This is a genomic window from Marinomonas maritima (assembly GCF_024435075.2).
GTDB classification, from domain to species: Bacteria; Pseudomonadota; Gammaproteobacteria; order Pseudomonadales; family Marinomonadaceae; genus Marinomonas; species Marinomonas maritima.
Genome location: NZ_JAMZEG020000001.1, coordinates 181,736 through 202,289, shown reverse-complemented (window position 1 = coordinate 202,289; position 20,554 = coordinate 181,736). Strand labels below are relative to the sequence as shown.

Sequence of the window (20,554 nt, the reverse complement as noted above, 5' to 3'; positions counted from 1 at the left end):
TCAAAGTTTCATCAAACTTTTGATATGACAAAATGCCGCGCGACCAAGCGCATCAATGTTGTAACCGCCTTCTAGCACAGATACGATTTTTCCTTCGCAATGTCGCTCAGCCACGTCCATCAAACGGTCTGTGATCCAAGTAAAGTCTGATTCACTCAATCTAAGTTGTCCCATTGGGTCTTCTTTGTGCGCATCAAAGCCCGCTGAAATCATCACAAGCTGAGGTTTAAACGCCTCCAGTGCGGGTAACAACTGTTCCGTGATGACGGTTTGAAAAGTATCGCTACCAGAACCAGCTTCAAGCGGCATGTGTAAAATATTGTCGTGGGAAGCGCCCGGATCACTGTAAGGATAAAACGGATGTTGGTAGCTAGACGCATAAAGTACGTTTGGATCGTCTTTAAAAATATCTTCCGTACCATTACCATGGTGAACATCAAAATCTACGATGGCAACTCGCTCTAACCCATGATGACGCACGGCATGGCGGGCCCCCACTGCGATATTATTAAAAAAACAGAAGCCCATAGCCTTGTCGTATTCGGCATGATGACCCGGTGGCCGAATCGCGCAAAAAGCGTTATCCATCTCGCCTGTCATCACCAAATCCACCGCTTGAACAACCGACCCTGCTGCGAACAACGCGGCGTCTAATGTGTGCGGCATCATCAAGGTTTCCGGCTCAATTTCTAAATGCCCTTCTTCTGGGGCTCGAGCGAAGATAGAGTCCACATACGTTTGATCATGCGTTGCAATAAGCTGCTCGCGAGTAGCGGGCGTCGCTTCAAGACGACGTAGAAAGTCCATCAACTGCCCCGTGATCAAACGGTTCTGGATTGCACCAAGCCGTTGCGGAGATTCGGGATGATCGTCTCCCATGTCATGCTTGTCGCAATACGTGTGTGTGATATAGGCGGTCGTCATGTCATATCCAAATGGGTTCTTATTATTGTCTTTAATCGTCCAGTATAAAGCCATAAAAGCACAAAGACAGTCTACCCTACCATGGTCTACAATTCGTCTTTAAGCAGACTGTGCTACTGTCATAAAATACTTATTACGCATCAGGAGAATATCGAGTGAGCCAACATGCCTTGCAACCGCTACTCGCCCCAACGTCGATGGTAATTTTGACAGGGGAAGACGCTCAAGACCCCCTGATGCTGGCTCTGTTGCAGTCTTTGTCTAAGGCTGAAAAATTCAGTACTAGCAAGAAATGCCCTATTAGCTTAGTGGGCATCGAACCGGCAACGCCCTTCTCTTTTCCTTTGTTCTCAACATTGAGTGCATTACCAAAAAGCCCTGATCTAGCGGTGCTCGTCGGCACCTATTCAAATGCCTCAATGGAAGACATTATTGCAGCGTGTGGCAAGGTGGGCATTGGCTCTTTGTTAATGCTGTCTTGGACCAATGAACCAGAAGACAGGTTAGTTGAGGTGTTACGCCAGTACAATGTGCGCTTGCTTGGCCCCAACAGCTTCGGTGTCTGTCGACCTAAGCAAGGCGTATTTGCTTGGTTGGGGTTAACACAACCTTTACCCGGAAGGTTGGCACTGATGTCACAATCTGGCACCGTTGCCAGTGCTTTAGTCGATTGGGCGACATGGCAAGGCATTGGTTTTTCTCAAGTGGTGTCGATGGGCACACCAGTCGACGTGATGCCATCGCAAGTATTGGATTATTTATCCACCGATTTCGACAGCCAAGCCATCTTGATGTATTTGCAAAAAATTGGCCGGCCGACTCGTTTCCTCAGTAGCTTGCGAGCCACAGGGCGAAGTAAACCAGTTGCCGTGGTGACAGAACACTCTATCGGCGCCGATGAGCGAGTATTAGATGCGGCCCTGAGCCGAACGGGTGCTGTGCGTGGTCGTCGCTTAAATGATTTGATTGCTGCCGCGTCGGTCATGACCAACGCCCGTCGCGTTAAAGACGGATCACTATTAATTATCGGCAACGGCGCAGGTCCAGGCGAACTGGCCGCACAGCGCGCGATAGAGCTCGATATCGACTTACTCAGTCCACAAGGCGAATTACGCGATAAACTGGAATCTACCATGGCGGGACGCGGTGCTATTGGCCCTGTCACCACCGTCTGGGCAAGTTGTGCAACGGACTTGTTTATTGATCTCGCTGCGGATGCCCTTAGCGGCCAAGAATGCGGCGCAGTGCTGCTTACCTTGAGCCCAACCGCTTTGATCGACATAGACTCCTTATACGATTTGATTACCCAACTGCACCGCACCCAGAAGAAACTGGTGATGGTGTGCTTGCTTGGCGGCGGTAACATGACCAAAATGCGTACGCGCATCAATGAAGCAGGTATCCCAACGTTTCGAACCCCAGAAACAGCCATCGAAGGCTTTCAATTTTTAGTACAGTTCCAACGCAATCAGCTACTCGCCAAACAAACCCCAGACAGCCATGCGTTTCGTTTTAAGATTGATGTGTCTGAAGCAACTCAAACGCTGAATCAATTATTCAAAAGTGGCCAACACTCGACACACACCGATGAATTACGCGACATTTTTGATCTATTTCACATCCGCTTAATTTCTCGCCGTCAGGCTTCTCATCAGTTGTTTGCACCGGTTCATTTACGGGTATTCCAAGACGCCGTCTTTGGTCCTGCCATTGGCTTATCGTTAGAAGGCGCGCAACAACACAAACAGGCAGAAGCCGTTGCTTTGCCACCACTCAATACCATTTTGGCAAAAGATTTAATCCAACGTGCGTTTCCTGGTGAAGAGTCGTTCGAACTAGAAAGTTTGCTGCGCAATTTATCAACCATGGTTTGTGAATTACCAGAAATTGAAAATTTAGAGTTAGCCGATGTAAGGGTTCACGACAGTGGCAGTGTGTATGCGGATGTCACCGCCAACCTGCGCTCTTGTAAAAATTGGCGGCGTTATGAACACCTTGCGATTCACCCTTATCCAAGACAATGGGTGTCTGAGCGTCTATTAAAAAATAACGAGATCGCAACCGTTAGACCCGTTTTACCAAGAGATTCAGGAATTTTGGCGGACTTTGTCCGCAGTATGTCTCACGAAACACGCTATTTCCGTTTCATTTCCAATATCGAAGAACTCACGCCTCGCATGCTCTCCAGCATGTCGCACATCGATTACGACCGTGAAATGGCGCTGTTGGCGGTTATTCAACAAGACAAACAAGATTTTCTGATTGGCACGGCGCGCTACATCGATAATTTTGACGATCAAAGCTGTGAATTTGCAGTGGTACTAGGGGATGAATTCCAAGGTCTAGGATTGGCTTCTTACCTAATGCGACAGCTGTTTCAAGTCGCCGCTGACAAAGGCATTAAAGTCATGAAAGGCATCGTCTTGGCAGAAAACAAACGCATGCTCGATTTTTGTCGCCATCTAGGGTTTAGCATCAAGCGAGATGAAGATGACTTCGGGCAAATGATCGCCACCATCAAACTCACTCCAGCATTATTAGATAAATGCCGAGACGTTTCCTAATAATAGAACCGAGACATTTTCACAATCTCACGAGCGAAGGCAAGGCAAAAATATACGAAAAGCCTAATAACTACATGGATGTAGTTATTAGGCGACGCCGTTGTGAAAAGGTATCAACGTAAAACTTCGATTTCAACCTTAATAACACCAGAACGCGTATTGCCGATACGCTGAAAAGCCGATTTACTCAGGTCAATAATCCGCCCACGAACAAACGGCCCACGGTCATTAACTCGTACTACAACACTCTTACCGTTCGCGACATTCGTCACTTTTACCTTGGAGCCAAATGGCAAACGCTTATGGGCGGCCGTCATGGCTTTTTGATCGAACAATTCACCGCTGGCGGTTTTTCGTCCTTGATATTTCATTGCGTAATAACTGGCTTTGCCGCTTTCTTCAAAGCCCACAGAATCCGATCGACTAATAGGGCCACTCGCACAGGCTGTCAAAACAAGCGACAGCATAACCCAACACAAGATAGTGATTTTTCGCATCGTATTTTATTTTCCTATTGGTCGTTTTAATTACAAAGGATCATATTACTCGATTACATGTTTGCTTATCGACCCTATCACTGTCTTGTTTCTGTCCATAAAAAGCGCACAAAAACAAAAAAGCCACGTTAAAAGTGGCTTTTTGATAAGAACAGCAAACCTTAGCTGGCTTGCTGTTCTCTGTTTTATTGTCTCTTTTTTTACTGTTTAAGGTTTTCAGGTCCAAACGAAAACGGTAACAACGCTTCCATTGAGAGGGTTTTGCGTACGCCTTGCGCACCACAAATATGAATCATGGTCTCAGCTGAAGAAAATTCTCGGATTTTTTGACGACAACCACCGCAAGGCGTTACCAAAGCATCGCCGTGACCAATCACATAAATATCTTTGATTTGTGTTTCGCCATCCAGAACCATAGCCGCAATAGCGCCGGCTTCAGCACAAGTCCCTTCTGGATACGCGGCGTTTTCTACGTTACAACCAGAGTAAAGCTTACCATTGGTGGTTAAAATAGCAGCGCCAACATGAAAATGGGAATAAGGCACATAAGCCTTACTCATCGCATTTTTGGCCAACTCGATCAGTTTTTCACTTTGCTTTACATTAGACATATTAGGCTCGCTCCTTCACATAGGGGCGCCCTATGGCTTTTGGCCCAATGGCTTTGCCGATGAAACCCGCCAATAACAATACGGTTAATACATACGGTAACACTTCGATTGCCTGTACGGGCACTTCGCCAATACCAGGAATCACCACCCCTTGCATACGAATAGCAACGGCGTCTAAGAAACCAAACAACAAACAAGCAAGCAACACTGGAACAGGACGCCACTTACCAAAAATCAGCGCTGCTAGCGCCATATAACCTTTGCCTGCACTCATGTCTTTCAAGAAACCAGCATTATGCGCCGTCGACAAATACGCCCCAGCGATACCACACAAAATGCCACAAATGATCAAGGCACGATAACGAATGAAAGCCACCGAAATACCCGCTGTGTCCACCGCATGTGGGTTTTCCCCTACAGCGCGAAGACGTAAACCAAAACGTGTTTTATAGATCACCCAATACGTCATTGGTACCATCGCGAAAGCCAGATAAACCAAAATATTATGACCACTGAGTAACTCTGAATAAATCAGCCCTATTACTGGTACATCTTTTAATGCATCAGCAAACGGGAAAGTAATGGATAGAAAACGTTCGTCGCCAGATAGCGTCGGTGTTTGGCCACCCATACCAAACCAATACATAGACAAAGTGACAGTCAGGCCTGCGACGATAGTATTGATCGCCACACCCGAAACAATGTGATCACCACGGTGCGTAATACAAGCAAAACCATGAATCATCGCCAACGAAACAGACGCCATAATACCGAAAAACAACCCAACCCAAGCCGAACCAAATACCGCCGCCCCAGCCGCCGCCGCAAAGGCACTGCCTAGAATTTTACCTTCTAAACCAATATCAACAATACCAGCTCGCTCGGAATACAACCCCGCCAACGCAGCAAAAATCAAAGGAGTAGACACCCGCATCGTGGCGTCTAACATAAGTATCAATGTTTCAAACATATTTTTTCCCTACGCTACCGCTCTGCGAATAAAAAAGCCTTCGATACGATCTTTAAACATGTGTTCAAGCGCACCAGAGAATAAAATAACCAAACCTTGAATAACGACTACGATTTCAGGTGTGATCGTCGGAATTTCAAACGCTAACTCAGCCCCACCTTGATACAAGGCGCCAAACAGTATGGCGGCCAGAATGATACCAACCGGATGATTACGTCCCATCAAAGACACAGCAATGCCCGCAAAGCCATAACCCGCAGTGAAGTTAAGCAACAAGCTGTGGTTTACCCCCATGATCTCGTTGATACCAACAAAGCCCGCCAAACCACCAGAAATAAGCATCGCCCAAATAGTCACTTTCGCGGTATCGATGCCTGCGTAGCGCGCCGCTGTTGGGTTGGTACCCAACGTACGCAACTGATAACCCCAACGAGTGTGCCAGAGTAACGCCCAAATAAGCACACAACAGATCAAAGCAATAACAAAAGCGACATTAAGTGGCGAATCACCTATTTCAATGCCCAATGGTGACAACAACTCATGCAAGTAAGGTAACCATGCATTTTCATCAAAGGTTCGGCTATTTGGCGCCATACGGCCGTCTTCTTTTAACCAGTTTACGATGAGGTAAACCATCAAAGAGGAGGCTATGAAGTTAAACATGATCGTAGTGATAACGATGTGGCTGCCACGACGCGCTTGTAAATACGCAGGGATATACGCCCAAGCCGCACCAAAAACACCCGCACCAATAATCGCCAAAGGCGCAATGACATAAAAAGGCATCGTTTTATCTAAGGACAAACACACTAAACCAACGCCTAAACCACCAATATACGCTTGGCCTTCACCACCGATATTGAATAAGCCACCTTTAAAAGCAACCGACACAGCCAAACCGGTAAAAATAAGGTTTGTCGCATAATACAGCGTATAACCAATACCTTCATCGTAACCAAAAGCGCCGTATATCAAATAACCTGCCGCTTCGAGCGGGTTTTCACCAATGGCTAAGATCACCAAACCTGAAACCAAAAAGGCGAGCAAAATATTAAGAATAGGAATAAGTGCAATGTTTACCCAAGCAGGAACTTTCGCCTGACTCATGCTGATACCTCATCTTCGTTGTAAGCATTCGCCATCATTAGACCCAACGTTCGTTCGTCAGCGTCTTTTGCATCAAGCTCACCCACGACCGCACCATCAAACATCACTAAAATGCGATCACTCAACGCCATAATTTCATCCAATTCAACAGAGACCAACAAAATTGCTTTGCCTGAGTCTCTTAGTTTCACAATCTGTTCGTGTATGTTTTCAATCGCGCCAATATCAACACCGCGTGTCGGCTGGCCGATCAAAAGAATATCTGGGTTCTGCTCGACTTCACGAGCAATAACGATCTTTTGCTGATTACCGCCCGAAAAGTTTGCTGTCTTCAAATGCGGATTCGGCGGACGAACATCCCAAGCGGCCATTCGCTCGCTGCATTCGTCAATCATGACCTTACGGTGCATGAGGATTTTACCGTTATACGTTTCAGCGTTGTGATAACCAAGCACAGCGGCTTCATAGGCTTCAAAACCCGTTACTAGGCCCATCTTATGTCGATCTTCTGGAACGTGTGCCATTTTAAGCTCACGCATTTCAGCGGCGTCTTTTGGCGCTTTCGCCGTGATAACCTGACCTGCAACGTGAATTTCACCTTCGCTCATCGGCTCAATGCCAGAAAGTACATTCAACAATTCACTTTGACCATTACCAGAAACCCCAGCAATGCCAAGAATTTCACCAGCACGAAGCTCTAAACTTACATTCTTCAAGCGCTTCACGCCTTGGCTGTCGAACAGAGACAAGTTTCGAGCAGACAGGAAAACATCACTTGGCTTGGCATCGTCTTTGTCTACGGTTAAACGTACCTTTTTGCCAACCATTAACTCGGCTAGTTCTTCTTTATTTGTCTGCGCTGTTTCACGATGAGCAACCATCTGACCTTGGCGCATCACCGAAATATTGTCCGTAGATGCCATAATTTCACGCAATTTATGCGTAATTAACAATACGGTAACACCCTGATCTTTTAGCGCTTTAAGAATACGAAAAAGATGATCCGCTTCTTGCGGGGTTAACACACCCGTTGGCTCATCCAATATGAGGATACGAGCACCACGATAAAGCGCTTTTAATATTTCAACTCGCTGCTGCAAACCAACCGGAAGTTCTTCTACGATTGCGTCTACATCAATGTCCAAACTGTATTCTTTTGCGAGGCGCTGCAATTCCACACGAGCCGTGTCTATGCCGCCTTTCAACAAGGCACCGCCTTCTGCACCCAAGATCACATTCTCAAGCACACTAAAATTCTCAACCAGCATGAAATGCTGATGCACCATACCTATACCCGCATTGATGGCATCTTGGGAACTGCGTATATCGACACGCTTACCATCCACTTCTATGTGCCCAGTATCGGCTTCATAAAAGCCATAGATGATGCTCATCAAGGTAGACTTTCCCGCGCCGTTTTCGCCAATAATGCCGTGAATCGTACCTGCAGGAACTTGTAAGCAAATATCTTTGTTGGCCTGAACGGCACCAAAGCGTTTGCTGATATCGCGCAATTCAATTGCGTATGGCATTGTTTTATTTGTCATATCTAAAAGTAATTCATCTGCTTAAAATGGAACACACTCAATGTACCTCATGGGCAAAAACACTCAGTATGTTTTTTGTTACTACTTCTTTTACATAGTAATCAATGTCTGCAATCCAAATTGCATCGCTGCATCATTCAGTAAGAATACTAGAGCAAAAAAAACAGCTGCCCGCTAACAACGGGCAACTGTTTTTCTATGTAACTTAATAGTTACAAGTATTGTCTGACATGTAGTCATGGACTTTTATGTCACCACTAACAATCTTAGCGCGAATGTCTTTTAACTTCGCTTTCATATCTGCTGTGATGAGGCTTGCATTGTTATCATCAAGCGCCCAATCAACACCGCCCTCAGCCAAACCTAGAACCACCATACCTGGCTTCCAAGTGCCTGCTGCAGCGTCTTTGTATGTTTTATAAGCGGCTTGATCTACACGCTTAACCATAGACGTTAGCATGGTGCCTGGTTGAATATGGTTTTGGTTTGAATCAACACCAATGGCCAGTTTACCTTCATCTTTCGCAGCCTGATACACACCGATACCGGTACCACCAGCGGCCGCAAAGACAACATCTGCGCCTTTAGAGAACTGACTCTTAGCAAGTTCAGACCCTTTCGTTGGATCGTTAAACGCCGCACCAGTAGAACCCGTCATGTTTTGAAAAACGGTTGCGCTAGAAGACGCGTATTTAACGCCTTGCTCATATCCACAGCCAAACTTACGGATAAGAGGAATATCCATACCGCCAACAAAACCAACCGTGTCGGTTTTAGACGCCATGGCAGCCAAAGCACCCACAAGGAATGATCCTTCATGCTCTTTAAAAATAACAGACTGAACGTTCGGAAGATCGATTACACCATCAATAAGCGTAAAGTTGATGTTAGGGAAATCTTTCGCCACTTTCTCAACCGCAGAGGTCATATTGAAACCAACAGTAACAATTGGTGAATAACCTCGTTTGGCAAGACGGCGTAAACCTTGCTCTACTTGGGCTTCATTTTTAGGTTCAAACTCTCGAACCTGAATGCCGCTGTCTGTCGTGTATTTTTTAACGCCGTTGTAAACACCTTCGTTAAAAGATTTGTCGAATTTACCCGCTTGATCGTAAACAACCGCAGGGTCTGCTGCTTGAGCCATACTTGCTGAAATGGCCAAAGCCGTGACGGACGCAAAAAAGACACCTTTCATTCCAATTCCTCTTATTATATGTAATTGAATCTAGGCAGTTTAAATCTTGCCTAACTGGTCAAAAATAAACCCATTAACAAAATACCGCAATAAAATCTGCACATTTTAAGCAATATTTTTCCTCATAGTGCAAAAACCTAATGTCTATAATCATTTTTTATAGTCACTTTTTATAGCCACTTGATCAATAGCATATGCCAGCAATTATTATGCCCAATACGATCAAGTTTGACAGTTCACACAAAAAACGGTGCTGCGCTGAGCTTGCCGAATTTCTTTTAACGGCACACGACAAACAGTACAAGGCTTATTCGCTCGACCATAAACGGCTAATTCTTGCTTGAAGTAACCAGGCTTTCCATCGCCACCAACAAAGTCTTTCAATGTCGTTCCACCCTGCTTGATTGCAGCGGCAAGCACGACTTTAATGCACTCAACCAAACGCACTAAACGCGCCTTACTTATCTTACCAGCTAAACGATCAGGTCGAATACCTGCTTTAAACAAGGCTTCATTCGCGTAAATATTGCCGACACCCACGACAATTTTACTGTCCATAATAAAAGTTTTAATAGGCACTTTTCGGCCTTTGGCTCGGGCATACAACATATCAGCATTGAAAAGATCTGATAACGGCTCAGGGCCTAAATGTCGAATGAGTTCGTGTTCATTCCAATCATTCGTCGTCCACAAAATAGCGCCAAAACGACGTGGGTCCGTGTATCTCAGCCACACATCACCATCGGCAAAGCAAAAATCCACATGATCATGAAAAAGTGGCGGCGTATCGGCGGGTACAAAATACAAGCTACCAGACATGCCGAGATGAACAATTAACGTTCCTTTGACAGTATGAATACCAATGTACTTACCACGTCGAGTTAAGTGTGTAATTTCCTGACCTACCATGTCTGAACTTAGCTCAGGCGTAATCAGCCAACGCAGTTTTGGCTGACGAATATCGACGTTAGCAAGCGAGCGTCCAACAAGGTGAGACTCTATACCACGCAGTGTGGTTTCCACTTCCGGTAATTCAGGCATCAGTGACCTCGACGATAATTAAGCAAGCACAAACAATACTGACCAAAAGAACAAAATGCTTCTACTAGATACAAAAAAACCGACTCTAGGAGTCGGTTCTTTCTTAAGAAATCGAAAATTATTTAATTTTCGCTTCTTTGTACATAACGTGTTTACGTACAACTGGATCAAACTTTCTCATTTCAAGTTTGTCCGGAGTATTTCGCTTGTTCTTGTCAGTCGTGTAAAAGTGACCAGTACCAGCAGAAGATACCATGCGAATTAAATCGCGAGCGCCTTTAGAAGCCATGATTCAGATCCTTATACTTTTTCGCCGTTGGCACGCATTTCAGTAAGAACTGTTTCGATGCCTTTTTTATCGATAATACGGATACCTTTAGAAGATACACGTATACGGATGTAGCGGTTTTCACCTTCGACCCAAAAACGGTGCCAATGAAGGTTAGGAAGAAAACGACGCTTAGTACGACGCTTTGAGTGAGAAACGTTGTTTCCTGTAACAGGACGCTTCCCAGTAACTTGACATACGCGAGACATAATTAAATACCTTTTGCTATCCAGAAAGATTATTGGAAGTGTTTCACTTCCTCAGGCGGAGCATGATTCCTTGTGAATCAAAAAAATCCCATACCGAGGATATAGCGGCGCGGATTCTCCCATAACCTCACCCATTGGGCAAACCTTTTGTAAGAAAACTGATCATTTAGTAAGCGTCAAAGACAATTGCAGCCGTGATAACCCGTCACACACCTATAAATCTAAACGGCAGCACCATCAATAATTGAATTTTCAAGCTACACCAGCCCTCTCTCTGCTAATGACACAGGTGTGCCATCTCCAACCACAAAGTGATCCAACAATCGCACATCGACGAGATCCAGCGCACGTTTGATTTTATCGGTAATACTGATGTCTGCCTGACTTGGCTCCGCGACGCCACTAGGGTGGTTGTGAGCCAAAATTACGGCGGCCGCGTTATATTGCAGTGCGGCTTTAACCACTTCACGAGGATACACAGCGGCTGCGTCTATGGTGCCCATGAAAAGCTCTTCATAGCGAATCAATCGATGTTGTGTATCGAGAAACAACACAGCAAATACTTCTCGATGGGAATGACGTAATTGCGAGGAAAGGTACGTTCGAACGTGTTCGGCACTGGTAAATACCGTTTCACGCATTAATTGCTCTTGTAAATGCCGCTTGGACATTTCTAACACGGCTTGCAGCTGAGTATATTTGGCATCACCCAATCCAAAACCCTTACAAAATTCTTCCCGACTTGCCGACATTAAAGACCGTAGACCACCAAATTGAGATAAAATTTGCCGAGCCAGTTCCACCGCACTGACACCTTGTGTGCCCGTACGAAGAAAAATAGCCAGTAATTCAGAGTCACTTAACGCATCAGCACCTTGGTGGATGAGCTTTTCGCGGGGCCTTTCTTGTTCTGGCCAGTGTTTAATACTCATGATCTGCTCCTTGATCCATGATAATCTTGCTTTAAAAGGCGTCCTGCCTCTGGTTAACTCTATCTTCCACTGAACGTATTGAGAAGTTTTTTATGTCAAACCTCACTCAAAAACGCATTCTATTAGGCATTACTGGTGGTATTGCTGCTTATAAGAGCATCGAGCTAATTCGCTTACTGACCAAAGCGGGTGCACAAGTGCAAGTCGTTTTGACAGAAGGCGCCAAAGCCTTCGTGACGGAAATGACACTACAAGCAATCTCTGGGAATCCGGTACGCAGTACCTTATTAGACCCGAACGCCGAAGCAGGCATGGGGCACATTGAGTTAGCAAAATGGGCTGATTTAATTGTCATCGCGCCTGCCTCAGCCGACTTCATGGCACGTTACACTCAAGGCATGGCAAACGATTTACTGAGCACGTTATGCATCGCTACCGAGTCTCCCGTACTGATTGCCCCCGCCATGAATCAAGCCATGTGGCGCCACCCTGCCACCCAAGCGAATTCGGCTCTGCTAACCCAGCGTGGCGTGCTAAGTATTGGCCCTGCCGATGGCGCTCAAGCGTGTGGCGACATAGGGCCTGGTCGCATGAGTGAACCCACCGATATTTTTACTGCGATAACACACCACTTCCAAAACACAATGCTTGAACAAAACCTTGCCGGACAACATTGGGTTATTACCGCTGGACCGACAATGGAAGCGATTGACCCTGTGCGCTACATCAGTAATCACAGTTCAGGGAAAATGGGTTATGCCCTTGCCACGGCCGCCATAGCCCGCGGCGCGAGTGTTACATTGATCAGCGGTCCTGTTCAGATCACAGCACCCGTTGGCGTTAATTTAGTGGCCGTCAAAAGCGCCGATGACATGCTAACCGCGTGCGAGCACGCTATGCAAAGCCAAGCGGATGTATTTATTGGTGCCGCGGCGGTTGCCGACTTTAAAATGAAAATGGCCAGCAACCAAAAAATGAAAAAACAATCCAATACGGATGAAGTTCAACTCACTCTCGTGAAAAACCCAGATATTATTGCGACATTAGCTCAGCAAAAACGCGCAAAAATCATAGTAGGTTTTGCCGCCGAAACGCAAAACGTGATCGAATATGCGAAGAGCAAACTTGAACGTAAAGGCTTAGATATCATTATCGCCAATGACGTGTCTCGCTCCGACATTGGTTTTAATCAAGACGAGAACCAAGTCACTGTGATTACTACGAATAAGGTCTGGGAGCCTGCTAAAGCCACCAAGAGCGAATTAGCAAGTCAGCTTGTAGACTTTATTCACGAGCACTCACAACGCTCTCGTTAACCCCTTAACGACTATTCATGCCGACCATCAATTAAGAAAATAGAAGAGAAAACAATGAAACAAGCGATTCAATTAAAAATCCTAAGCGACAAAATTGGCAAAGAGATCCCATTGCCAACTTACGCAACAGAAGGCTCGGCGGGATTAGACCTTCGTGCCTGCCTAGACACCGCGATCGACCTTGCGCCAGGTGAAACGACATTACTGCCGACTGGGCTTTCTATTTACATCCAAGACTCTAATTTCGCCGCGACGATATTGCCACGCTCAGGGTTGGGCCACAAACACGGTATTGTTTTGGGCAATTTGGTCGGTCTTATCGATTCTGATTACCAAGGTGAACTGATGATTTCTTGCTGGAATCGTGGAAATACGACATTTACTATTGAGCCAGGTGAACGTGTTGCTCAACTTGTTTTACTGCCGGTTGTACAAGCAGAATTTAACATTGTGACAGAATTCAAAAGCACCGAACGTGGCGAAGGTGGCTTTGGCCATACTGGCACAAAATAACTAAATCTGAATGAAAAGGGTGAGAATATCTCACCTTTTTCGACTTCGTTACCACATTCATTCATCCATCTTTTTAAGCCACACTAAAAATCGCTTTCGGAAGCTTAAACTTCGTCGTTTTCATGTAAATTTCTATAGTTAATCCTCCAAGATCACGCTATTATTTCAACCCTAAGTGGTTGCTTACTCTCGATGCTGGCCTTGACTGTCATCGTTTTGCCACAGCAGCCAGATAATCTATTTACTTATTCGTTTTCAGGGCAGATCAAGATAGTCTGTTTTTATAACGCGATTCTTTTTGTTTACAGGAGTACGTACCCCGTGGCTTTTTCTCGTGAATCCGCTTTAGATGTTGCTAAGGTATTGAGCGAATCGCTCCCTTACATTCAACGCTTTGCCGGTAAGACTCTGGTCATCAAATACGGCGGCAATGCCATGACAGATGAAACCCTACAAGCGGGATTCGCACGAGACATCGTTTTAATGAAAGCGATTGGTATTAATCCAATTGTTGTTCACGGTGGCGGTCCACAAATTGGCGACATGCTGACGAAGCTAAACATAGAGTCAAAATTCATTAATGGCATGCGTGTTACCGATTCAGCCACCATGGATGTGGTTGAGATGGTACTTGGCGGGCAAGTAAACAAAGAAATCGTCAATTTAATTTGTGAAGCGGGCGGCAAAGCCATCGGTATCACCGGAAAAGACAGCCGCTTTATTAAAGCGAAAAAGCTGTTTGTAAAACACCAAGCAGAAGGTATGACAACGCCAGAACAGGTAGATATTGGCCACGTTGGCGAAGTATCCAGTATCGACACCAGTTTCTTAAAGTTCTTTGAGAACAGTGATCTGATCCCTGTTATTGCCCCTATTGGCGTGGATGATCATGGTAACTCTTACAATATCAATGCCGACCTTGTCGCAGGAAAAGTTGCCGAAGCCGTTGGTGCCGAAAAGCTCATGCTGCTAACCAATATTTCGGGCGTACAAGACAAACAAGGCAATGTATTAACAGGGTTAAGTACGGCGCAAGTCGATGCCTTAATCGCTGACGGCACCATTTATGGCGGCATGCTTCCAAAGATCAGCTGCGCACTATCTGCGGTAAATTCAGGCGTGACAAGCGCTCACATTATCGACGGCCGTGTCCCACATGCGACTTTGCTGGAAATTTTTACCGATACGGGTGTCGGCACATTAATATCAAATACAAAAGTTGGCGAATGAGGCCTACGCTGTTATTGATATAATGAATTAATAATACGGGTTACAAACTGGACACGACAATGAGTAACAAGAAAAACGATCGCCGCACACAAATATTGCAAGCGCTGGCTCAAATGCTCGAGAGTAGTCCAGGAGCGCGTATAACGACGGCCGCTCTGGCTAAGCAAGTTGGCGTATCGGAAGCGGCGTTGTACCGCCACTTTCCTAGTAAAGCGAAGATGTTCGAAGGCTTAATCGAGTTCATTGAAGAAACATTATTCACCCGAATTAACCGTATTATTCAAGAGGAAGCCAATGTCATCTCTCGAGTGGAGATGATCGTTACCTTGGTACTTGGGTTTGCGGAACAAAATCCAGGCATGTGTCGCTTGCTTACAGCAGACGCATTAGCAGGTGAAACAGAACGCTTACGTATGCGTATTACTCAAGTATTTGATCGCATAGAAACGCAGTTAAAGCAGATCATCCGTGAAGCAGACTTAAAGCAAGGTTTGAGGCCAGCGATGGGCGTTGCACCCTGTGCAAATTTTCTTATTGCCATTATTGAAGGAAAAATACGTCATTATGTGCGCAGTGAGTTTAAAGTGAAGCCAATGGATATTTGGCAAGAACAATGGACAGTATTGGCACAAACTTTGACGCTAAATCGCTAAGGCTTGAGGCAAAAGCCCCAAACCTTAGCATTACGCATTAAATGCCGTACTGGTCACGATAGGCTTTGACCGCATCAAGGTGTTCTGCAAATTCAGGTGAATCCTGTTCTGCTAAATACGTCATGATGTCATTTAAAGACACTATACTAATGACTGGCATACTGAAGTCGCGTTCGACTTCTTGAATAGCAGACAATTCACCTTGGCCTCGTTCTTGACGATCTAAGGCGATAAGCACACCAGCAGGCAGCGCATCAACTTGCTGGATTATGGCCATGACTTCTCGAATGGCGGTTCCTGCGGTAATCACGTCATCGATAATCATGACCTTACCAGCTAAAGGAGCTCCGACAAGAGAACCACCTTCACCGTGAGTTTTTGCTTCTTTGCGGTTGAAAACGTATGGTGTGTCTACGTTATGATGATCATACAAAGCAACAGCGGTTGTTGTTGCTAATGGAATGCCCTTGTAGGCAGGACCAAATAGAACATCAAATGGAACATTTGATTCCATTAATGAGGCTGCGTAAAAGCGCCCTAACTTAGCTAATGCTTGTCCTGAATTAAACAGACCTGCATTAAAAAAGTAAGGACTCACACGGCCAGATTTAAGAGTAAATTCGCCAAAGCGCAACACGTTTTGCTCAATAGCGAATTCAATAAAGTCTCTTTGGTAAGGTTTCATGCCAACTCCAGAAAGATAAATAATACACAACAAAGCGCCGCCAAGAACGAGCGAAGCCATGCCAACATTGGATAGGCGCTAATATAACACACGGCTAGGAATTGTAGGGACCAGAAATGAAGGTCATCAGCCTTAATGTAAACGGTATAAGACAAGCAGCCGATCGCGGCTTTTTTGAATGGATGGTTCGTCAGGACCCAGATGTTGTGTGTCTACAAGACATACAGGCCGATGAACGCACTCTGAATGACAGTGTGTTTTTTCCGCCTGGGTACAATACATACTTCTTTGACTCTATGGAAAACCCAGAGCAAGCAGGTGTTGCCATCTATTGTAAAACGATGCCTAAAGCGATCATGACAGGCATGGGATTCCCTGAATGCGACTTTGAAGGGCGTTTTATTCAAGCGGACTTCGAGAAAGTCAGCATAGGCGCTTTCTTAACCCCCCATGGCTCTAACCATGAGGATGCTTTACAAGAGCACAAATACCGCTTTATGGAGGGTTTTAAAAGCCATCTAGTTAAGACTCGACGAAAGCGTCGCGAATTTATTTTTTGCGGTACAGCAAATGTGGCACGCTCACCCATTGATGTTAGTAGTTGGTTCGTTAACCAACGCAATTCTGGTTTTTTACCAGAAGAGCGTAAATGGATAAACGAAATATTCAACGAGTTGGAATACATTGATGCTTTCCGTCACATAAACAAACAAGACAAGCAGTACACTTGGTGGCCTGATTACGAGCGCGCTTGGAAATTGGATGAAGGTGGTCGTCTAGACTATCAAATCGCCACACCGGGCATTAAAAACCTAATTCAAGGCGGTTCTATATACAAAGGCCAGCGTTTTTCTGATCATGCTCCATTGATCATGGAATATAATATAGATTAAGCCTTACCGTCGCACAGATAATGCCAGAATCCAAAAAATAAAAAACCGCTAGGCATGACCTGCGGTTTTTTTTACCTAACCTTTAGATTACTCATCAAAAAGCGGCTTGTACTTCACTTTTAATTTAAGCTGATGAATCTCACCTGGAGCGATCTCATACGCATTGCTAAGTGCATTAGCCGCTTCCACACATACGAAGCAGCGATAATCTCCATCCTCCATATCCGTTCGCTGTTTAGCAATATCGGCGCCTGGATTCCACAATACGGTGCTGTTACTACCCTCTGTTTTAATAATCAGCTTTCGCTGAAAACCGGGATCTTGTATTTCACATACATCTGGTGCAGACAAATACACTCTATCTATAGGACCACAAGGCGTTACGACACCTTGTTGTAGTTGGCGACTACCATTATCAAACTTATCAACATACGACACTTGATCCAAACCATGCACTTCGGCTGTTTGGTTATCTGAGACATTAAAATAAGTATGAAGCGCTTCACTAATAGGCATAGGCTTATCAGACAAATTAGCCGCAGAGAAATTCACTCTAAAGCCCTTACTTGAAAAACGAAAAACTTGACGGAGCTCAAAGGCAAATGGCCACATTTCTTCAATCAACGGATGGTCTTCCGATGCCAAACGAATCACAATTTTCACATCGCCATTCTTAAAATGCCCAGCTTCAATAAATTCCCAACGAAAATAACGCGCAAGACCATGGGCAGGATAATCACTCTGCATGTCATGAGCACCGAACCAAGGCCAGCAAACAGGAACACCAAAATGACGGCGTGCAAAACGCCCGTCTCCACCCTGATTTGTAGATTGAAACAACAGATCCTCTTGACCAGCAGGAACAAAGCTTTCCAAATGACCACCCCATAACGCAATAATAGCGCTAAAGCCTGGCTGATCGATGATGATTTCATCGCATTTTTTTAAGCTTGCAGGGCGTATTTCGCCACCCAGCTCTTCCAACTCTTGCATCAGTCGGCCATTCATCTACAACTCCAATAAAGTATTTTTGTACGCACATAGTAACTTCAGATAACACGATTACAATAGCTTGTGCTTATACTGACAATTCAATAGAGAGATTAACTCTGTTAGATATCAATAAAGACTTAACCTAATCACACTTTTACGCTATAAAACACAGCAACTACAAGACGGTTTAAAACCTTCTTATATTATCTTTTTTATAAGGTGCCATAGTGTTATGAATCAACTAAACGAACCGAAAATGGTCATTGGTAGCGACGAGTGGTGCGCATTCCCTTCTCTTAATATTCCCGCCATCAAAGCCCGCGTTGATTCTGGCGCAAAAACATCGTCAATGCACGCGATCAATATCAAACGCTTTGCGCGTGACAAAGAGAAATGGGTAAGCTTTGAAGTTCATCCATTACAAAAAAATCGAAAAGTAACCGTTCACTGCGAAGCCCCTCTTATTGATCAAAGAGTCATAAAAAGTTCAAGTGGCGATAAAGAGCAACGGCCCGTTATTCGTGTTCCGCTTTTTCTTGGTGAAAAATCATGGGAAGTAGAAGTGACACTCACCAACAGAGACACAATGGGATACCGTATGTTGTTGGGTCGAGAAGCGATGAATGGCCGCGTGCTGATTGATCCAGAAGGGCTGTGCCTTCATGGTGATAAAACACCAGAAACCTTAACTGAGCTCTACAAAGAAGCGAGTAAGAAACCCGCTAAAAAATAATGAGGTGATCGCCTTCCTTCTTAATGAAAAAAGGAAGGTGATACCGGTTATTTAGACAGCGCCTGACTCAAACGCTGTAATTTATGATTGGCCGCCGAAAGTGCCATTTTATTTGTCGCAACGTCCGTCACATCATAAACCACCAAACACACCTGTTTAATCGATCCATCTGGACTGGACAGCGGACGTATTGCTACGTTTTGGTACATCTTGTCAGCAATGCCCGTGATAGGACGATAGCTTTTAAAAGGAAACAAAAACGGACGCTGTTCCCAAGAGACAAAAATAGGGGTTTTTAAGCAAAATACATTGTCTAGTTTTTTACGTAACCATCCTGTATCCAACTCAGGGTACAGAGCCAATAACGACTGCTCTTTTGCAATCGACGAGCTGACGCCACTGTGGTTTTCCATGAAGCTATTCCAAAGCTGCACTTGGTAAGATGAATCCAACACTACCAGCCCAACATCGATATGGTGAAGCATATCAAACATCCAATGAAGATCTGCTAAACCGTCCGCATTATTACTCATTCGTCTTCCTCAACCAAAAAGGACAATAGATTTTCTAGCGTTGGCACAGAATCTTCCGTAAAGAGCAGCATTAAATCGCAGCTAATTTGGTAGTTTTCCACTTCATACACAATCTCAACAGCTAGCGTGCGTTTCCATGTCGCTTTCTTAACGTTAATTAAGTCGGCGATTTTGACATGCTGCCCCAATAACATAGGATGACTGTGACTGAAATCGATGTTCAGCTGCTTACCGATGGCAGCCATAAATGGGCCAACCAGTATTGAAGACACATCCATCAACAGCTCTGTTTCCAACTCTCTGGTAATTTCTTCTGTGACGCCCAACAGTTTAGCCATATCAGGGAAGCTAGAGTCGCTAAAAATAAGCAACGTCTCAAAAGCGATACCAGAACCAACAAAACCTTGCGATACCGCCGAGCAGCTGTCTTCTTTCACACTGTAATCCAAAGCCATTTGTAATTCGCCGACTTCTAAAATATTCACAGTGGGAACAGGTAACTTAATAAAGACATTGAGCATGTCTGCCAACACGCTAGCCGCTCTCCCCATCGCGACATTCGACACTTCTTGCAGGCAATCATTAAGGGTAAATTGTTCTGCAGCCGTTGGCGCGGCAATCGTCGGTTTACTTTCCTTGTCATCACCATCCGTCATCAAGCCCAAAGACAACAACAGGCTGCGTAACTCTTCCGATGAGGCCGGTTTTTTATGGAAAGCAATCGCCCCCATATCTTTCACTCGTTGAATTGCTTTTGGCTGTACATCGCCCGACACCACAATAACCGCTGGCGCTTGCTCAAAAGACTGCAATGCTTCAAGTGTTTCATAGCCATCTTTGACAGGCATGTTTAAATCTAGAAACAATAAATCAAACGCAGAAGAAGACAAGATATCCAACGCATCTTGGCCATCCTCAGCAAATTCGACTTCAACATCCCAATCGGCTGGCAACACTCTTGCGAGTTGTTTCCTTGCCAACTTGGAATCATCACATATTAGTACTCGTGTGCTCATTGCCACTCTCTTTTTGATAAGACGCCTATTGCCTACTATGACACCTAAGACCTTGTTTCTAGAA

At 45.0% G+C, this 20,554-nt stretch carries 22 protein-coding genes; 7 read left to right on the top strand and 15 right to left on the bottom strand.

Annotated features, from left to right (window positions below; genetic code table 11):
- Positions 1-924 (bottom strand): histone deacetylase family protein, encoded by a 924-nt coding sequence (locus tag M3I01_RS01040; protein ID WP_255893700.1) that lies wholly within the window; start codon positions 922-924, stop codon positions 1-3.
- A 155-nt stretch (positions 925-1,079) separates the two neighbouring features.
- Between M3I01_RS01040 and M3I01_RS01035 the strand changes: the two genes are divergently transcribed.
- Positions 1,080-3,488, top strand: coding sequence for a bifunctional acetate--CoA ligase family protein/GNAT family N-acetyltransferase (locus M3I01_RS01035; protein ID WP_255893699.1), 2,409 nt, complete (start codon positions 1,080-1,082; stop codon positions 3,486-3,488).
- Positions 3,489-3,601: 113 nt separating this feature from the next.
- Here the strand turns inward: M3I01_RS01035 and M3I01_RS01030 are convergent, their stop codons facing one another.
- The 10 genes from M3I01_RS01030 to radC form a co-directional block, all read right to left on the bottom strand.
- Positions 3,602-3,985 (bottom strand): septal ring lytic transglycosylase RlpA family protein, encoded by a 384-nt coding sequence (locus tag M3I01_RS01030; protein WP_275564863.1) that lies wholly within the window; start codon positions 3,983-3,985, stop codon positions 3,602-3,604.
- Between the two features lie 200 nt (positions 3,986-4,185).
- Positions 4,186-4,596, bottom strand: coding sequence for a cytidine deaminase (locus M3I01_RS01025; RefSeq protein WP_255893698.1), 411 nt, complete (start codon positions 4,594-4,596; stop codon positions 4,186-4,188).
- Between the two features lies 1 nt (position 4,597).
- A complete protein-coding gene (locus tag M3I01_RS01020) occupies positions 4,598-5,566 on the bottom strand; it encodes an ABC transporter permease (RefSeq protein WP_255893697.1) in 969 nt (322 codons plus the stop codon).
- Positions 5,567-5,575: 9 nt separating this feature from the next.
- Positions 5,576-6,673: an ABC transporter permease gene (locus M3I01_RS01015; protein ID WP_255893696.1), complete on the bottom strand. Its 1,098-nt coding sequence runs from the start codon at positions 6,671-6,673 to the stop codon at positions 5,576-5,578.
- On the bottom strand, positions 6,670-8,220 hold the full coding sequence (locus M3I01_RS01010) for an ABC transporter ATP-binding protein (protein ID WP_255893694.1): 1,551 nt from the start codon (positions 8,218-8,220) through the stop codon (positions 6,670-6,672). The genes M3I01_RS01015 and M3I01_RS01010 overlap by 4 nt, the downstream gene beginning before the upstream one ends.
- Before the next feature lie 205 nt (positions 8,221-8,425).
- A complete protein-coding gene (locus M3I01_RS01005; RefSeq protein WP_255893693.1) occupies positions 8,426-9,415 on the bottom strand; it encodes a BMP family lipoprotein in 990 nt (329 codons plus the stop codon).
- A 222-nt stretch (positions 9,416-9,637) separates the two neighbouring features.
- Positions 9,638-10,456: a bifunctional DNA-formamidopyrimidine glycosylase/DNA-(apurinic or apyrimidinic site) lyase gene (mutM, locus tag M3I01_RS01000; RefSeq protein WP_255893691.1), complete on the bottom strand. Its 819-nt coding sequence runs from the start codon at positions 10,454-10,456 to the stop codon at positions 9,638-9,640.
- Between the two features lie 118 nt (positions 10,457-10,574).
- Positions 10,575-10,745 (bottom strand): 50S ribosomal protein L33, encoded by a 171-nt coding sequence (gene rpmG / locus M3I01_RS00995; RefSeq protein ID WP_024023741.1) that lies wholly within the window; start codon positions 10,743-10,745, stop codon positions 10,575-10,577.
- A gap of 11 nt (positions 10,746-10,756) precedes the next feature.
- Entirely contained in the window at positions 10,757-10,993 is a 237-nt protein-coding gene (rpmB, locus tag M3I01_RS00990; RefSeq protein WP_112134785.1) for a 50S ribosomal protein L28, read from the bottom strand.
- Between the two features lie 257 nt (positions 10,994-11,250).
- The gene (gene radC / locus M3I01_RS00985; RefSeq protein ID WP_255893689.1) at positions 11,251-11,925 is read right to left on the bottom strand and encodes a RadC family protein; all 675 of its coding nucleotides are present in this window, start codon (positions 11,923-11,925) and stop codon (positions 11,251-11,253) included.
- A 92-nt stretch (positions 11,926-12,017) separates the two neighbouring features.
- Here radC and coaBC point away from each other — a divergent pair, with 92 nt between their 5' ends.
- The 4 genes from coaBC to slmA all read left to right on the top strand — a co-directional run bounded on the left by coaBC (position 12,018) and on the right by slmA (position 15,637).
- Positions 12,018-13,241 carry a bifunctional phosphopantothenoylcysteine decarboxylase/phosphopantothenate--cysteine ligase CoaBC gene (coaBC, locus tag M3I01_RS00980; protein ID WP_255893688.1) on the top strand — a complete coding sequence of 408 codons (1,224 nt, stop codon included), beginning with the start codon at positions 12,018-12,020 and terminating at the stop codon, positions 13,239-13,241.
- A gap of 54 nt (positions 13,242-13,295) precedes the next feature.
- Entirely contained in the window at positions 13,296-13,754 is a 459-nt protein-coding gene (dut, locus tag M3I01_RS00975) for a dUTP diphosphatase (protein ID WP_176336402.1), read from the top strand.
- Between the two features lie 321 nt (positions 13,755-14,075).
- On the top strand, positions 14,076-14,984 hold the full coding sequence (gene argB, locus M3I01_RS00970) for an acetylglutamate kinase (RefSeq protein ID WP_255893687.1): 909 nt from the start codon (positions 14,076-14,078) through the stop codon (positions 14,982-14,984).
- A gap of 59 nt (positions 14,985-15,043) precedes the next feature.
- Complete coding sequence (slmA, locus tag M3I01_RS00965) at positions 15,044-15,637, top strand: nucleoid occlusion factor SlmA (RefSeq protein ID WP_255893685.1); 594 nt, start codon at positions 15,044-15,046, stop codon at positions 15,635-15,637.
- Positions 15,638-15,674: 37 nt separating this feature from the next.
- Here slmA and pyrE read toward each other — a convergent pair whose 3' ends face one another.
- Positions 15,675-16,322: an orotate phosphoribosyltransferase gene (gene pyrE, locus M3I01_RS00960; RefSeq protein ID WP_255893684.1), complete on the bottom strand. Its 648-nt coding sequence runs from the start codon at positions 16,320-16,322 to the stop codon at positions 15,675-15,677.
- 116 nt (positions 16,323-16,438) lie between these two features.
- Between pyrE and M3I01_RS00955 the strand changes: the two genes are divergently transcribed.
- Positions 16,439-17,215, top strand: a complete 777-nt coding sequence (locus M3I01_RS00955; protein ID WP_255893683.1) for an exodeoxyribonuclease III — start codon at positions 16,439-16,441, stop codon at positions 17,213-17,215.
- Positions 17,216-17,302: 87 nt separating this feature from the next.
- Here M3I01_RS00955 and M3I01_RS00950 read toward each other — a convergent pair whose 3' ends face one another.
- Positions 17,303-18,223 (bottom strand): D-hexose-6-phosphate mutarotase, encoded by a 921-nt coding sequence (locus M3I01_RS00950; protein WP_275564862.1) that lies wholly within the window; start codon positions 18,221-18,223, stop codon positions 17,303-17,305.
- Positions 18,224-18,440: 217 nt separating this feature from the next.
- Between M3I01_RS00950 and M3I01_RS00945 the strand changes: the two genes are divergently transcribed.
- Positions 18,441-18,941 (top strand): ATP-dependent zinc protease family protein, encoded by a 501-nt coding sequence (locus tag M3I01_RS00945; protein WP_255893680.1) that lies wholly within the window; start codon positions 18,441-18,443, stop codon positions 18,939-18,941.
- Between the two features lie 47 nt (positions 18,942-18,988).
- Here M3I01_RS00945 and M3I01_RS00940 read toward each other — a convergent pair whose 3' ends face one another.
- Both M3I01_RS00940 and M3I01_RS00935 read right to left on the bottom strand, forming a co-directional pair.
- Positions 18,989-19,474 carry a PAS domain-containing protein gene (locus M3I01_RS00940; protein ID WP_255893679.1) on the bottom strand — a complete coding sequence of 162 codons (486 nt, stop codon included), beginning with the start codon at positions 19,472-19,474 and terminating at the stop codon, positions 18,989-18,991.
- Positions 19,471-20,490: a response regulator gene (locus tag M3I01_RS00935; protein ID WP_255893678.1), complete on the bottom strand. Its 1,020-nt coding sequence runs from the start codon at positions 20,488-20,490 to the stop codon at positions 19,471-19,473. Before M3I01_RS00935 ends, M3I01_RS00940 begins: the two co-directional genes overlap by 4 nt.
- Positions 20,491-20,554: the final 64 nt, after the last annotated feature.

What these genes read in the sequence shown, in the direction of transcription:
- radC (WP_255893689.1), bottom strand. Translation starts at nt 11,925, where the DNA reads ATGAGTATTAAACACTGGCCAGAACAAGAAAGGCCCCGCGAAAAGCTC.
- rpmB (WP_112134785.1), bottom strand. Translation starts at nt 10,993, where the DNA reads ATGTCTCGCGTATGTCAAGTTACTGGGAAGCGTCCTGTTACAGGAAAC.
- M3I01_RS01005 (WP_255893693.1), bottom strand. Translation starts at nt 9,415, where the DNA reads ATGAAAGGTGTCTTTTTTGCGTCCGTCACGGCTTTGGCCATTTCAGCA.
- pyrE (WP_255893684.1), bottom strand. Translation starts at nt 16,322, where the DNA reads ATGAAACCTTACCAAAGAGACTTTATTGAATTCGCTATTGAGCAAAAC.
- M3I01_RS00935 (WP_255893678.1), bottom strand. Translation starts at nt 20,490, where the DNA reads ATGAGCACACGAGTACTAATATGTGATGATTCCAAGTTGGCAAGGAAA.
- M3I01_RS01020 (WP_255893697.1), bottom strand. Translation starts at nt 5,566, where the DNA reads ATGTTTGAAACATTGATACTTATGTTAGACGCCACGATGCGGGTGTCT.
- slmA (WP_255893685.1), top strand. Translation starts at nt 15,044, where the DNA reads ATGAGTAACAAGAAAAACGATCGCCGCACACAAATATTGCAAGCGCTG.
- M3I01_RS00950 (WP_275564862.1), bottom strand. Translation starts at nt 18,223, where the DNA reads ATGAATGGCCGACTGATGCAAGAGTTGGAAGAGCTGGGTGGCGAAATA.
- M3I01_RS01025 (WP_255893698.1), bottom strand. Translation starts at nt 4,596, where the DNA reads ATGTCTAATGTAAAGCAAAGTGAAAAACTGATCGAGTTGGCCAAAAAT.
- M3I01_RS00945 (WP_255893680.1), top strand. Translation starts at nt 18,441, where the DNA reads ATGAATCAACTAAACGAACCGAAAATGGTCATTGGTAGCGACGAGTGG.
- M3I01_RS01040 (WP_255893700.1), bottom strand. Translation starts at nt 924, where the DNA reads ATGACGACCGCCTATATCACACACACGTATTGCGACAAGCATGACATG.
- rpmG (WP_024023741.1), bottom strand. Translation starts at nt 10,745, where the DNA reads ATGGCTTCTAAAGGCGCTCGCGATTTAATTCGCATGGTATCTTCTGCT.
- coaBC (WP_255893688.1), top strand. Translation starts at nt 12,018, where the DNA reads ATGTCAAACCTCACTCAAAAACGCATTCTATTAGGCATTACTGGTGGT.
- M3I01_RS01010 (WP_255893694.1), bottom strand. Translation starts at nt 8,220, where the DNA reads ATGACAAATAAAACAATGCCATACGCAATTGAATTGCGCGATATCAGC.
- M3I01_RS01015 (WP_255893696.1), bottom strand. Translation starts at nt 6,673, where the DNA reads ATGAGTCAGGCGAAAGTTCCTGCTTGGGTAAACATTGCACTTATTCCT.
- dut (WP_176336402.1), top strand. Translation starts at nt 13,296, where the DNA reads ATGAAACAAGCGATTCAATTAAAAATCCTAAGCGACAAAATTGGCAAA.
- M3I01_RS00955 (WP_255893683.1), top strand. Translation starts at nt 16,439, where the DNA reads ATGAAGGTCATCAGCCTTAATGTAAACGGTATAAGACAAGCAGCCGAT.
- M3I01_RS00940 (WP_255893679.1), bottom strand. Translation starts at nt 19,474, where the DNA reads ATGAGTAATAATGCGGACGGTTTAGCAGATCTTCATTGGATGTTTGAT.
- mutM (WP_255893691.1), bottom strand. Translation starts at nt 10,456, where the DNA reads ATGCCTGAATTACCGGAAGTGGAAACCACACTGCGTGGTATAGAGTCT.
- M3I01_RS01030 (WP_275564863.1), bottom strand. Translation starts at nt 3,985, where the DNA reads ATGCGAAAAATCACTATCTTGTGTTGGGTTATGCTGTCGCTTGTTTTG.